The organism is Actinopolymorpha pittospori, from assembly GCF_014873875.1.
Taxonomy (GTDB): Bacteria; Actinomycetota; Actinomycetes; order Propionibacteriales; family Actinopolymorphaceae; genus Actinopolymorpha; species Actinopolymorpha pittospori.
In genome coordinates, this window is the sequence record NZ_JADBEM010000001.1 from 2,511,491 (window position 1) to 2,523,903 (window position 12,413).

The 12,413-nt window shown below is 64.8% G+C and carries 9 protein-coding genes and 2 pseudogenes; 6 read left to right on the forward strand and 5 right to left on the reverse strand.

What is annotated here, in order from left to right; translation table 11 throughout:
* Positions 1 to 85 precede the first annotated feature (85 nt).
* Entirely contained in the window at positions 86 to 859 is a 774-nt protein-coding gene (locus tag HEB94_RS11910) for a transposase (RefSeq protein WP_192749953.1), read from the forward strand.
* A gap of 524 nt (positions 860 to 1,383) precedes the next feature.
* Here HEB94_RS11910 and HEB94_RS11915 read toward each other — a convergent pair.
* Both HEB94_RS11915 and HEB94_RS11920 read right to left on the reverse strand, forming a co-directional pair.
* Positions 1,384 to 2,085: a hypothetical protein gene (locus HEB94_RS11915; protein WP_192749954.1), complete on the reverse strand. Its 702-nt coding sequence runs from the start codon at positions 2,083 to 2,085 to the stop codon at positions 1,384 to 1,386.
* A gap of 1,147 nt (positions 2,086 to 3,232) precedes the next feature.
* Positions 3,233 to 3,463: a hypothetical protein gene (locus HEB94_RS11920; RefSeq protein ID WP_192749955.1), complete on the reverse strand. Its 231-nt coding sequence runs from the start codon at positions 3,461 to 3,463 to the stop codon at positions 3,233 to 3,235.
* A 70-nt stretch (positions 3,464 to 3,533) separates the two neighbouring features.
* Here HEB94_RS11920 and HEB94_RS11925 point away from each other — a divergent pair, with 70 nt between their 5' ends.
* The 4 genes and pseudogenes from HEB94_RS11925 (at position 3,534) to HEB94_RS11940 (ending at position 8,124) form a co-directional block, all read left to right on the forward strand.
* Positions 3,534 to 5,627 (forward strand): SdrD B-like domain-containing protein, encoded by a 2,094-nt coding sequence (locus tag HEB94_RS11925; protein WP_192749956.1) that lies wholly within the window; start codon positions 3,534 to 3,536, stop codon positions 5,625 to 5,627.
* A gap of 155 nt (positions 5,628 to 5,782) precedes the next feature.
* Positions 5,783 to 5,980 (forward strand): annotated as a pseudogene (locus tag HEB94_RS54525) (polymorphic toxin type 50 domain-containing protein); the annotation flags it as partial.
* Entirely contained in the window at positions 5,923 to 6,222 is a 300-nt protein-coding gene (locus HEB94_RS11935) for a MafI2 family immunity protein (RefSeq protein WP_192757194.1), read from the forward strand. The pseudogene HEB94_RS54525 and the gene HEB94_RS11935, both read left to right, overlap by 58 nt.
* Before the next feature lie 642 nt (positions 6,223 to 6,864).
* The gene (locus HEB94_RS11940; protein ID WP_192749958.1) at positions 6,865 to 8,124 is read left to right on the forward strand and encodes an IS701 family transposase; all 1,260 of its coding nucleotides are present in this window, start codon (positions 6,865 to 6,867) and stop codon (positions 8,122 to 8,124) included.
* Positions 8,125 to 8,278: 154 nt separating this feature from the next.
* Here the strand turns inward: HEB94_RS11940 and HEB94_RS11945 are convergent, their stop codons facing one another.
* The 3 genes and pseudogenes from HEB94_RS11945 to HEB94_RS11955 all read right to left on the reverse strand — a co-directional run.
* Positions 8,279 to 8,635 (reverse strand): ISAzo13-like element transposase-related protein, encoded by a 357-nt coding sequence (locus HEB94_RS11945; RefSeq protein ID WP_192748801.1) that lies wholly within the window; start codon positions 8,633 to 8,635, stop codon positions 8,279 to 8,281.
* Between the two features lie 64 nt (positions 8,636 to 8,699).
* Positions 8,700 to 10,127 carry a group II intron reverse transcriptase/maturase gene (gene ltrA, locus HEB94_RS11950; RefSeq protein ID WP_192749959.1) on the reverse strand — a complete coding sequence of 476 codons (1,428 nt, stop codon included), beginning with the start codon at positions 10,125 to 10,127 and terminating at the stop codon, positions 8,700 to 8,702.
* 580 nt (positions 10,128 to 10,707) lie between these two features.
* Positions 10,708 to 11,670, reverse strand: a pseudogene (locus HEB94_RS11955) (ISAzo13 family transposase); the annotation flags it as partial.
* Between the two features lie 358 nt (positions 11,671 to 12,028).
* On the opposite strand from HEB94_RS11955, the gene HEB94_RS11960 reads away from it, so the two are divergent.
* Complete coding sequence (locus HEB94_RS11960) at positions 12,029 to 12,406, forward strand: SMI1/KNR4 family protein (RefSeq protein ID WP_192749961.1); 378 nt, start codon at positions 12,029 to 12,031, stop codon at positions 12,404 to 12,406.
* The last annotated feature ends 7 nt before the right edge of the window (positions 12,407 to 12,413 follow it).

Below are 12,413 nucleotides of genomic sequence, written 5' to 3' on the forward strand. Positions count from 1 at the left end.
CCCCCTGGCGTCGCGCGGGTTCTTAAAGGTTGTCCCGTAATCGGCGTGTCAGGCCATGTGGCCGGTCTTCAGCCTCGATCATGTCGTGGTGCAGGTGATCAGTGCCGCCTCCGATGGCTGGATCCGACCGTTTACGGGGTTGTCGGTGCGGGAGTTCCGCAAGCTGGTGGGCATCGTGCGGGCTCGTGGCGCCGAGCAGAGGGGAGCGGGCCGCCGGTGGGGTCTGGGACTTGAGGACCGGGTGTTGCTGGTCGCGGTGTACTACCGCACGAACCTGACGTTGCGGCAGGTGGCGTTGCTGTTCGGGATCTCCAAGTCCGCGGCAGGCCGGGTCGTCGACCATCTCGCCCCCTATCTGGTGCTCTCATCAGTGCGGCGCCGCCGGGGGCCGGAGCAGGTGCTGATCGTGGACGGCACCCTGGTCCCCACCCATGACCGCAGCATCGCGGCGTCGTCGAAGAACTACCGGTACTCCACCAACCTGCAGGTCGTCATCGACGCCGACACCCGCCTGACGGTCGCGGTCGGCAAACCGGTGCCGGGCAACCGCAACGACTGCCGCGCCTTCGCCGACTCCGGCGCCGATGCGGCCTGCGCGCAGATGGCGGTGATGGGCGATGGCGGCTACCAAGGCACCCGGGTCATCACACCGTTCCGCAAACCAGCCGGCGCCACGTTGCCGGAATGGAAAGAACAGATCAACACCCGCCACCGCCGCATCCGCGCCCGAGCCGAACACGCCCTGGCCGGCATGAAGAACTACAACATCCTGCGCAACTGCCGACGCAAACGCCAAGGCGTCTACTACGCGGCCAGCGGCATCGCCCTCATGCGCAACCTCACCCTCACCACCGACTGAACCACCAACCCAGACAGGCTCAACGCCCCCAAAGATCAATTACGGGACAACCTTTAAGCTGCAACGTGACGGCCATGCACGAAGCCTTCCAGACAGCCAAGACAGGTTGGCGACTCTGCCGGCTGGCCGACAAGAACAATCATCCGGGCGACGATGCCCCTGACGTGCCCCCGAATGTCCCTCACCAGCCGTCGATGATCAACGCCCGCATCGATCCACGCTCGGCGGCAGCGGGGACGAGGCGGCGACCGGAGCACGAGAACCCGCTCCTAATGCGTCCCTCGTTGCTAACGCGATTGCTAACAGAAGAGCTGGACGATCATGGACGGCGGGGGACCGAACTGCAATGAACTGAGCCTGCGCCGAGTCGCCATTGGACCCCCATGGATGGCCCGCCCCGGATTTTGGGTCTGAGGACGTTCGTCTGCGCCCCTGCAACTCATGGATGTTAGCCGCGTGGAGGTCGTGACGCTCACCAGCGTCGATTCCGGAGCCAGTGTACCGGGCATGCTTCGACGCACTGGTCAGGCACCGGGTGAGTTGATCGGCTTGAGTGATGCCTGGATCTGATCGGCGCGTGCCTCTGCCTCGGCCGCGGAGTGTGAGGCAACGGCGATCGCCACACCGGCGTCACCTACATCAACCACGAGCATCACCTCGTGAGCCTCAACGTTGACAGTCTTGATCGTAACCGTGTATGGCACGCGGGTAACCTCTCCAGCAGGGCTGGACACGTGCTCGAATTCTCCGATGCTGCCGCCAAGAGTAGCGAGCTGCAGCTTGAGCTGGTCGTCGTTGAAGTTCCCCGGCATCCCAACACTGTTGACGTTGTCCAAGAACCCCTCAACGGCCCCCTGGTCGGTGACCGAGAAAGTTTGGAGAGACGAACCCACGGTCTTCAAGAACTGCTCAGGTGTAGTGCCCATCCGGCCAGCGATCTCCTTGACCACAGGGTTGGAGGAGTCCACCACGTTCTTGAGATTGAGCGTCGTCCAGCCCTTCGGAAGCTCGAAGGAGATTCCGTACTTCTCGACCTTGATCACCTGGGCGTCTGGGCTGCTCGGACCGCCTTCCACCGGCTCGACTGATGCCGATGCCGATGCCGTGGGGGCTGGCTGGTGAGCGTCGGGACGGGCGGCGTCGCTGCCGCAACCGGTCAGTGTGAGTCCGGTGATGAACAACAGCGACAACGTGCACAGCGCGCCCGAGAACCGGCCAATGGTCATTGCGGAGACTATAGGCCCGGGGCTCCGGACGGGTCCGCGTGGTCATGTTCGTCTCTGCTTGGTCCGTCGCCGCCGCAAGACCCGGGGCCATGCGCCGCGTCGGTGGCGCACGTCGGCGGTCGCCGGCTTCTGTGGCACAGGACGTGTGTGACAGTCGGCGCCTGCCTGTCTGAATGTCACCTGTCACTCTGTCGCTCGACCTGCTCTGATCTACGGAAACGTGAGCGATAGGGGTGTGACCGTGAGCAGGCAGAGCACTACCCGCCTGGTCGGCCACATCTCCGCAACGAACGAGATGCCGTCAACACCGACTGTCGCGAGCGCGCTCTGCACTCGCTGCGTCACGCCTGGCCTGCATGTGCTCGACGTAGAGAGCTCGCTCTGGGGGAGGGAACCGCGGCGGCAGAGGCAGGCTCCACCCGCCGCCGCGGTCGATCCGTCTCGCCAGGTGGCCGCCCGGGGCAGCGAGACTCTGCGCGTTGCCCGCCCGCAAAAGCCTCAGCAACGGTTCCCACGTCGCGAACTCATGGAGCAATGGCACAGCGCCTCCAGCAATTCGGGAACCTGCTGAGGGTGGGTATCACGGTCGGCTCGCCGGACGGTACCTCGGGTGAGGTCCGGCGGCTGGCGAGCAAGTCAGGCGTCCAGCCGGGGTTGCCCTGTTGGGCGAGGCGTGGTCTACAAGCGGTCCGTGCACCTCCCCCTCCTCATGTCAGACGCGGATTCGGGCACTCGAGTCGTGTCCAGACTCGGACACCGAGACGCCGCGTAACCAAATCAGCTCGGGCGCCGTTACTCCACCCGGGCCTTCTCCGGTTCGCGTGCCTTCGGTTGGGGTGGGGAGTCGTATGTCTGCCTGGGTTCGTCGTGCTCGAAGTGCCCGGTTCGGCGGTGCCGCCACGGTGCGGAGGCCGTGGTCGTTGCCGCGGCGGATGCTGGTGGTGACGTCTGCGCTGGGGTTGTTGCTGGGGTTGCTGGTGCCGCCGGGGTCGGTTTCGGCGTGGGCCGGTACGACGGCTTCGGCTCAGGCGGGCGCGTCAGTGCGTTCCGGTGGGTCCGTCTACAGCGGCGGAGCCGCGAGGGCGGGCGCGCCGTCCCAAGTGGTGACGTCGAAGCGTGCGAGGGCTGGGGTCTCTGAGACTGGGGTTCAGGCGGGTGCTCCGTCGGCGTCTTCTGGGACGGAGGCGGCTGGTGGGGAGTATGTGCCGCTGCCGCCGACCAGGATTGTGGACACACGAAGCGGTCTGGGGACCGCGAAGGCGCCGTTGGGGGAGTCGGCGTCCCGTACCTTCCACATCACCGGTGCGGCTGGTGTCCCGCTGTCGGGGGTGTCTGCGGTGGTGTTGTCGGTGACGGCCACCGACGCCTCGACGGACACGTGGTTGACGGTTTGGCCATCCGGTGAGTCGCGCCCGACTGTGTCCCAGCTTTCGGTTACTGCGGGGAACATGGAGGCGAACACCGTCATCGCGAAGATCGGCGCCGGCGGTGACATCGAGGTGTTCAACCGGTTCGGCCGGGTGAACGTGATCTTCGATGTGCAGGGGTATTTCACCGACTCCACGGTCACCACCTCGGGTGGAACGTTCGTGGCGGTGTCGCCGAGGCGGATCTACGACACCAACCTTTCTGGGCGCGCCCCGCTGGTAGGTGGCGAAATCCGCGACATCCAGGCAACAGGGCTGGGCGGCGTTCCCACGAGTGGGGTGTCGGCTGTCGCGGTGAACCTGACAGTCTACGACCCGACCGTCAACACCTCCTTGCAGACGTTCCCTTCGGGCGGCTCCCAGCCGGGCGTGTCGACGCTGCAGGCCTCGGCTGGGCAGATCGCGTCTGCTCTGGCGCAGGTGAAGCTTGGCGCGGGCGGGAAGATCAGTGTGCGGGCGAACTCGGGTCAGATGCGTCTGATCGTGGATGTCGAGGGTTACTACCTAGACTCCGCTCAGGGCGGCCGGGATCTGTATGTGCCGCTCAGCCCACGCCGGATCTACACCAGCAGCACGGATCTGGCCGCGGGAGAGACGCGCGCGATTCAGATCTCTGGTGCCAAGGACGTGAGCGGCAACGTGGTCGTTCCCTCCACTGGGGTGACGTCGGTCGTGGTGTCGGTGACGGCGGTGCAGCCGGCGGCGAGGGGGATCATGATCGGCTGGCCGGCGGGCCAGCCGAAACCGGTTGCTCAGATGCTGAGTTACAACGTGGCGGACAACAACGTCACCGGCACCGCGATCCTGGCGTTGGGGACTGGCGGGAAGCTCAACATCTACTCCTCGGCCGCATCGGGGCTGTTGATCGATGTGCAGGGCTACTTCGAGTCCGCCCACACCCCGGACCTCGCCTTCTCGTTCGAGGGAGGCGGCGGGGAGATCTCCTACCTGGGCGGCAACGGCGCGCGTGGCTGGGAACAGGCCCGAGCGACCAACATCGGCACCGCCACGGCGCACGGCGCACGTTTCACCTTCCAGATGCCGCCAGACGCCTTTCCTGGCGCCTCGACAGATTCCGACCCAGCCTGGGACTGTGACTTTTCCACCTCGACCTGGGTCTGTGAGACTGACCGGGACATCCCACCTGGCGGGTCGGCCTTCTTCAACCTCTACCCCTACTTCCCGGCCGGGACCGTGGGCGATACCAGGACGGTGACCGGTTCGGTGTCGACCTCGACCCTCGAGCGGTCGCTGGCGAACAACGGCGGTACCACCACCTTCACCTACGTGGTGCCGCCCCCAGGCGACATCCGCCTCTACGGTATTGGCGTGGTCGGCGGTGTCACGCAGTTGAGGGCGAACTTCGAGTTCGACCTGGCCGCCGCCGTCGATATCTATGGCGGCAGCCCAATGGAGAACGTCAGCGTCCGAGTTCCGCTCCCAGCGACAGTCGAGCCGATCTCCATCCACCCTGTATCGGTCCAGGATGGCAGCGAGGACGCCAACTGGACCTGCCGATTCAACGACGCAGCGCACGACCGCTTCGCCGAATGCACCCGTCCTTTCTGGGATGTCGGCACACACGGCATGTCCATGCGGATGAAACTCAAAGTCAATGCGGGCACCCCGGACGGTCCGTTGTCCTTCACCGCGACCGCGTCCTCGTCCACCCCTGATGCATCGGTGGAAAACAGCACCGCTACGACCGCCGTCGCCTACGTCGCCCAGGGCACCATCACTGGTCACGTCTGGCTCGATGTAGACCGAGACGGACAACGTGACGCCGACGAACCGATCGCCATGGACTCGGTCGGCAAGATCAACGTCGTGCCAGAGTCGGGCCAGCTGCCGTGGGGCCAGGACCTCCTCTCCACTAACACATTCACCGGAAGGTACTGGGGCGACCTGCCGCCGGGCCGGTACACGGTAGTGGTCTACCTGGATTCGGGCAGCACTGTCCAATTCACCACACCCGACCAGGGAGACGATGCCACCGACTCCGACATCATCACCAGGATCAGCGACTACTGGAACCCCCGCGGGCTCAGCGCCGTGGTGGAGGTCCGTGACGGCGCAGAGCCTGCGGTCGACGTCGGACTGCTGCCGCAGTCCTGATCCGATATCCGGCCCCTGCCGAAGAGGATGAAGGTCCTGCCGGGCAAGGGCACGCTGACTGGGGACCCGCGAGTGTTCGTTCAGCGCGCGGGGACCGGGACGCCGCTCGGCAATGTGGCCCGCGGTGAGCCGGGGTCGGTGAGTCGGGGTTCAAGGAACGGATCAACTTCGGCGAGGTGATCGGGCAGTCCGCCGAGCGGGATACGGGCGAGCTGATCCCGACGACGGTGGGCATCCTGCACCACGGATCTCGTGGCGTTCACATCGTTGCGGCTCGTCCGTTAGGGTGGCGGCGATGGATTTCCGTGTATCGGTCCTGCTGTCGGTGCAGCGCGGACTTTGGGACATCGTGACCCCGAATCTAAGGGGCGTGGCCGTCCTAGCGAGATATCCCGACGTCGTTGTCCGGTTCCTTTTCGAGGATGATCCAGGCGAGGAGGATCGGGAGAACGTGTCAGAGGCGGAGACCTATGTCATGGCGGACTTCCTGGATGAGGTCTCTGTTGCGGCACAAGCGGAGTGGGTTCCAGCGTCCCTGCCACGGGAGTTGAAGTCGGGCGAGGAGTGGGTCTATCTCCGCAAGGAGTCTGCGTGACAGCCGGGGATCGACGCTGAGCCTGTCGACCTGAGCCCGTGAGTTCACCAAGGTCGACTCACGGGGCTCCCTTGCCATCCGTGGCCGATCAGCTGGCTTGGCCGGTGAGGCTTGGTGAGTGTGGTGGCGTAGGAGTGCGCCTTCGATACATGCTGACAGGACCCCTCCGAGAACTCGATCTTGGGATTATCCCTTCTCCGTCCGGTGCGGGTGCGCTCGTGCTGCACGGGGAGGAAGAGGTGGATTGCCTTGTCGTGTTCATGGCCTTCAGACCGGCAGACCACAGCGACACAGCCGCGCTCGCCACGTTCAGCGACTGTCCTCGACTCCGACTGGGCCCATCGACGGACGCAGTTCAACCGACTCCGGTTCCCTGACACCGAACCCGACAGACACAGCCGCCACCAGGCGAAGGGCGCGCCGACACGGCTGACTCGCGTGGACGCGAAGATGCGGGATGCGAACGGGCGAGCCGCGTTGCGTGGCCAGTCGCCGGCGCCTGCTGGGCAGTCGCTGGACGAGTGTCGCTTTGCCTGCTCGGCTCAGGGCGGCTGCGGTTCGTTCGCTCGCTCGGTTCCTAATAGTACTTTGTTAGGTGTGTCGTTTCGTGTTCTGTGGTTGATGTTCTGACATGGTCGGTGCATGACTCCTGATCAGATAGCGGAGTTGCGGCCGAGGCTTGGCGAGTTCGCAGCCGACATGCTGGGTTGTCTTGCGCGTTCGGATCAGCGTGCCACGGGTGAGTTGTATCTGCGTGGCCTGTTGACTGATGGTCGGCGTAAGTCGATGCAGCCGATGGCGGAGCGGCTGGGTGTGGATCATCAGCGGTTGCAGCAGTTCGTCACCTCCTCGACATGGGATTTCACCGCGGTGCGGCGCAGGTTGAGCTCGTGGGCTGCGCAGGCGATTGGGCCGCGGGCATACGTGATCGACGACACCGGATTCCCCAAGGACGGGCCTGCCTCGGCGTGTGTGGCCTGGCAGTATTCCGGGACGTTGGGCAAGACCGCCAACTGCCAGATCGGGGTGAGTGTTCACGCGGTCAACGACACCTGCTCGGCGGCGGTTGACTGGCGGTTGTTCTGCCCGGAAAGCTGGGACGACAAGGCCTGGGATGATCCCGAGCAGGCCGAGAAGGTCCGCCGGAAGCGAGCCGAATCCAAAGTCCCTGACGACGTGAGGCATATCGAGAAGTGGCGGCTCGCGCTGGACATGCTTGATGAGCAGACCGAATGGGGGTCGCCGAGGCTTCCCGTCGTTGCCGATGCCGGATATGGGGATTGCACCAGGTTCCGGCTCGGCGTGGAAGAACGTGGTCTGGACTATGTGGTCGCACTCAAAGCCGGCACCAGCGCCCACCCCGGCGAAGCGGAGCCGGTGAGACCGCCACGTAACGGTGGTCGTGGCAGACGTCCCAAGCCCCACTACCCGAAGCCGGCATCGAGTCTGCGCGAGATCGCCATGGCGGCCGGCCGCGATGCCTACCAGGAGGTGGCGTGGCGGCAGGGGACCAGAAAAACGAAAGGTAATCCGAGTGCTGCCATGACCTCGAAGTTCGCGGTGTTCGTGGTACGTCCGGCCAACCGCGACATCCCTCGCGCAGACGATGGGACCTTGCCGGCGAAGCTGCTGCTGGTCGAATGGCCCGATGAGGCGAACGAGCCTACCGACTACTGGCTTTCTAACCTGCCTGCCGACACACCGATCGATCAGCTCGTCGACCTGGCAAAGATCCGGTGGCGGATCGAACATGACTACCGCGAACTGAAAACCGGGCTCGGACTCGACCACTTCGAAGGACGCTCCTGGACCGGCTGGAACCGCCACGTCACACTCGTCGCGATCGCCCAAGCTTTCTGCACCATGGTCAGACTCGACCCAAAACAGGATGCGCCGGCCTGAGCTTGTACGCAGTCGTACACGAGCTACAAATCGTGCTCGCCCTCATCGCCGGCGCATGCCCCACCTGCCGACAAGAAGTCACCATCGACCACATCGAAGCACTCGCCCCACCATGATCGACATGACAAAGTCCTACTAAGGGGACGTCCAAGTATTACTTGGTCGTTCCGTGGCGGGCTTCGTTGTTTTGAAGGGCTTCCGGGATTGGTCGAGAGTGGATGGTGTAGTTCCATTCGCCGTGGAAGTCGTTGTGGGTGATCGGGACGGTCTTCATCTGGGCGTTGGTGATCTTTTCTCCGGTCGGGTATGTGTTGGTGTCCAGGATCGCCTCGACTCTGAACCCGGTCTTGGTGGTTGTGGCACCGATCGTCTCCACGATGACCTGATAGTCGGTCAACGGCCGGCCACGCCAGTTGATCGAGATGAACGAGAACAGCCGATGGTGAAAGTCGGCCGGGGGCGCGGTTGCGGTCTTTCGACCGCCCCGTTTCCCCAGGCCGCATTCCCGCACCCGGCGTGCCAGTCTCCCGGCACCGGGCGCTCCGCAGGCCCCGTTGCACGGCCGTGTTTCTGCCTCACCCGACTGGCCAGGGCGATGGGATCTTCGTTCCCCGGTATTGGTAGCGCGTGGTGCGTACCTTGCCTGGGTCGAACAGCTCCCGTTCGTTGCTGGCTGGCCACCACCGGCCGCCGCAGTAGCGGCGACGCAGTTCCTTCCAGGAGGTTCTGCGGTGTTTGCGCTTGAGCCACTTCATGACCCGCTTCCACACGTAGGAACTTAGGTACTGGAAGGTCGCGCTGGACACGCCGGGGCGAAAGTACTCGCACCAGCCCCGCACCATCTGGTTGATCTCGATGAGCAGGGTGTCCAGCGGCAGGCTGGTGCCTGTCTTGCGGCACTGCGTCTTGACCTTGGCCATCACGGCCGTGAGGGCCTTATGTGAGGGGTAGGTGTAGACGTAGTACCGGCTGGTGCCTCGCTTCCGGCGGCGCTGGATCCGCCACCCGAGGAAGACGAGACCCTCGTCGATGTGGGTGATCAGGGTCTTCTCCGGCGACAGGCGTAGGCCCATCGTGGTGAGGACCCTGGCGATCTCCTCGCGGAGCGCTTCGGCGTCGGCCTTGGTGCCGTTGACCATCAGGCACCAGTCGTCTGCGAACCTGACCAAGCGGTAGGTGGGCAGACCGTGCCGTCGCCGCTTAACGCGCTCCCACCTGCTGGCCGCCGGACCCCCGGGTGCCTGGGCGATGTGTTCGTCCAGGACCGACAGGGCCACGTTACTGAGCAGCGGTGAGAGGATCGACCCCTGCGGGGTGCCGGTGTTGTTCTCCCGCAGCAGGCGATCCTCGCCGAGGATGCCCGCTTTGAGGAACGCCTTCACCAGGGCCAGGACGCGCTTGTCTCCAACACGTCGCCGCACCCGGTCCAGAAGGGCCGAGTGCGAGATTTCGTCGAAGCAGGCTTTGATGTCGCCTTCCACGATCCACTCATACGACTTGGATGCCAGGAAGCGCACCTCGGCCACCGCGTCATGGGTCCGGTGGTTCGGGCGGAACCCGTAACTGCACGGGTGGAAGTCCGCCTCGAAGATCGGCTCCAACACCAGCTTCAAGGATGCCTGGACCACCCGGTCGGTGATGGTGGCGATCCCGAGGCGACGCAGCTTGCCGTTCGCCTTCGGGATCATCCGTTCCCGCACCGGTAGCGGGCGGAAGCTCCGGTCCTTCAACGAGGTCCGCAGCTCGTCGAGGAACTCCTCGACGCCCTGCCCGACCTGGATGGACACAGCGGTGTGCCCGTCCACCCCGGCCGTGCGGGCACCCTTGTTGCCCCGCACCCGATCCCACGCCACCAACAAGAACGCGGGATCGGCGACAAGATTGAACAGATCATCAAACCTGCGGTGAGGCTCGTCACGAGCCCAACGGTGCAGCTTCGTCTGGATCTCCAGTACCCTTCGCTCGGCCCGGAACAGTGCCGACTCCAGCTCGTCGGTATTCACCGGCGACATCCTCCTGGTCCTCCAGTTCCTCGACTGCCGACTTGCTGGTCCCCTTCGCCATGTACGTGCCTCTCGCACGCTCGGACTACTACGGGACCTCCGCCACGACCCGCCGCCATCGGCGGACGACACACCTACCCACCACCGCAGCGGGAGGGAACGACGGGTCGCTTCCCACGTTCATCACCGTTCGGTCGACCGGTGAGGCGGCCAGCTCTACCCCGGCAGCATCGCCACGCCTACGCCGCAGACTTTCAGCGTGGCCTTCCCACCGGCATCGAAAGACCGGCTTCGAAGTCGCCGCCCGCAGGCGGCGTGCGCTGCATCCCGGCCCACATCCGTCAGATTCGAGCCGGTGGAACACTTACGAGGCTTCAAACACTGGTTTCTCTCGTCCACCTTCCGGTCTTGCTCGCCGGACCCGGGCCATCTGACAGTGCTGGCCCGCCCCGGCTTTGTCAGGGCTGCTCCCACCCCGCCGCGTGTCTCCGCGCCGTGGCTGCCCTCAGCTTCCCCACGCTGCTGCGACAACACAGGGGAAGGGGTCTTGCACCCCCTCCCGAACCGGTGACGCCTCGTGGCGCACTTCGACCTTGTTCCACTTCGACGTGCCGGGCGGGAAGTGGCACACCCAGATGTCCAAGCCGATCTCGGCCGCCAGTTTCACCAGCTCGACTTTCCACCCTCGCAGCCGGTAGCCGTTGGAACCGCCCGCGTCAGCGGTCAGCATCAGCCTGCTGGCCTTGGGGTAGCGTTCGCGGCCGACGTGTTCCCACCAGGTGCGGATTGCGTTGACTGCGAACCCTGCCGTGTCATGGTCAACGCCCACGGACACGAAACCGTCGTCTGCGCCGAGGTCGTAGATACCGTAGGGGATCGCTTTGGGCACACCGGTGGGAAAGTCATGACCGTTGACCTTCACGGGTTGTCCGGGCGGGGCCCACTCCCGACCGTTGTTGGCATACTCACCCACCAACTCCTTCTTCTTGGTGTCCACACTGATGACCGGGTCACCAGCAGCCAGAGACTCGGCCGCGGTGTCATTGATGTGCCGGAACTGGGCATCCCGGTCCGGATGCGAGGCGCCTTCTTTGGTTTTGAACGTCGACTGCAGCCGGTACCCGGCTTTTTTGAGCAGCCTGGTCACGGTCGTCTTGCCCACCGTGAAACCGTTGGCGGTCAAGCCTTTCACCAACTGGGCTGCCGACTTCGTCGTCCACCGCAGCACAGAGGAAGGATCCCCACGGGTCTCCGGCGCGACAAGCTCCTCCAACGCCTCGGCAACGCCAGGCTGGGCATCCTCAGTCGCCGGGCGCCCCGCACCAGGCGCACGCACACGCGCATCAGGCTCGGCACCGGCACGGACCTCGTTCACCCCAGCCTGAACCGTCGAACGCGACGCACCAGAAAGCCGCGCCACCAACGCGATCCCGCCCCAACCGATCGCCTCCGCCTCAGCCCCCAGCAGCAACCGCCACTGCCGCTCGTCCAGGTGCGGCTTGAGCACGGCAAGCTTCTCGGCAAGACCCCGTTCTGTAACCATGCCCTCACAACGAGTAGATCATGAAAGAGTCACGCCCATGTAATTTACGGACGCCCCCTAAGGGTGAGCAGAGCTACCAGGGTGGCGTCCTGAGTCGGTTCTTCCAGAACTATGGTCTGCAACCAGACGATCCCTTCAACGTGATGTTTGGACCGTGATGACTGACGCCTTCCCCATGCCTCTCGCTGCCATCGAGACGGCGCTGCAGCGCTTCGATCGGCAAGTTCTCCTACATTCGCTGCAGGCGGGGCTTCCGGCCGAGGTGGTGCGGTCGTCTCTTGGGGCTGCAGGCCTCACTTCCTCCGCTGGGCTTGAGTCGCTCTACGGTTGGCGGAACGGGACGTCGACGGCGGGAGGCGTGGCACTCGACGACATCCACATCGTTCCCGGCTTCTACCTGCTTTCGATCCAGGACGCGATCGCGAACTGCCGCGCTTTCGCGACCGACTCCCGCTGGACGCCAGGGTGGCTTCCGCTCTTCGCCAACGGCGGCGGGGACTTCTACGTTCTCGACCTGAGTTCGCCGTCTGGGAGCCCGGTACGCCATTTCCGGATCGAGGAGCCTGAGCATCCGATTGAGTTCGGCTCACTGCGGGCGCTGCTGACGACGCTTGCTGAGGCCTTCGAGCGAGGAGTCTTCTTCGTCGACCCCAACGGCTACCTGGAGATGGATGACGTCGTGTTCGGAGAGCTTGCCACCGAGTTGAATCCCGACGTTGGCTGGTGGCGCGACTAGGGGCTCT

Bases quoted from the DNA above. Each gene is read 5' to 3' on its own strand.
- HEB94_RS11935 (WP_192757194.1), top strand. From the start codon at position 5,923: ATGGATTTCCGTGTATCGGTCCTGCTGTCGGTGCAGCGCGGACTTTGG.
- HEB94_RS11940 (WP_192749958.1), top strand. From the start codon at position 6,865: ATGACTCCTGATCAGATAGCGGAGTTGCGGCCGAGGCTTGGCGAGTTC.
- HEB94_RS11915 (WP_192749954.1), bottom strand. From the start codon at position 2,085: ATGACCATTGGCCGGTTCTCGGGCGCGCTGTGCACGTTGTCGCTGTTG.
- HEB94_RS11925 (WP_192749956.1), top strand. From the start codon at position 3,534: ATGGAGGCGAACACCGTCATCGCGAAGATCGGCGCCGGCGGTGACATC.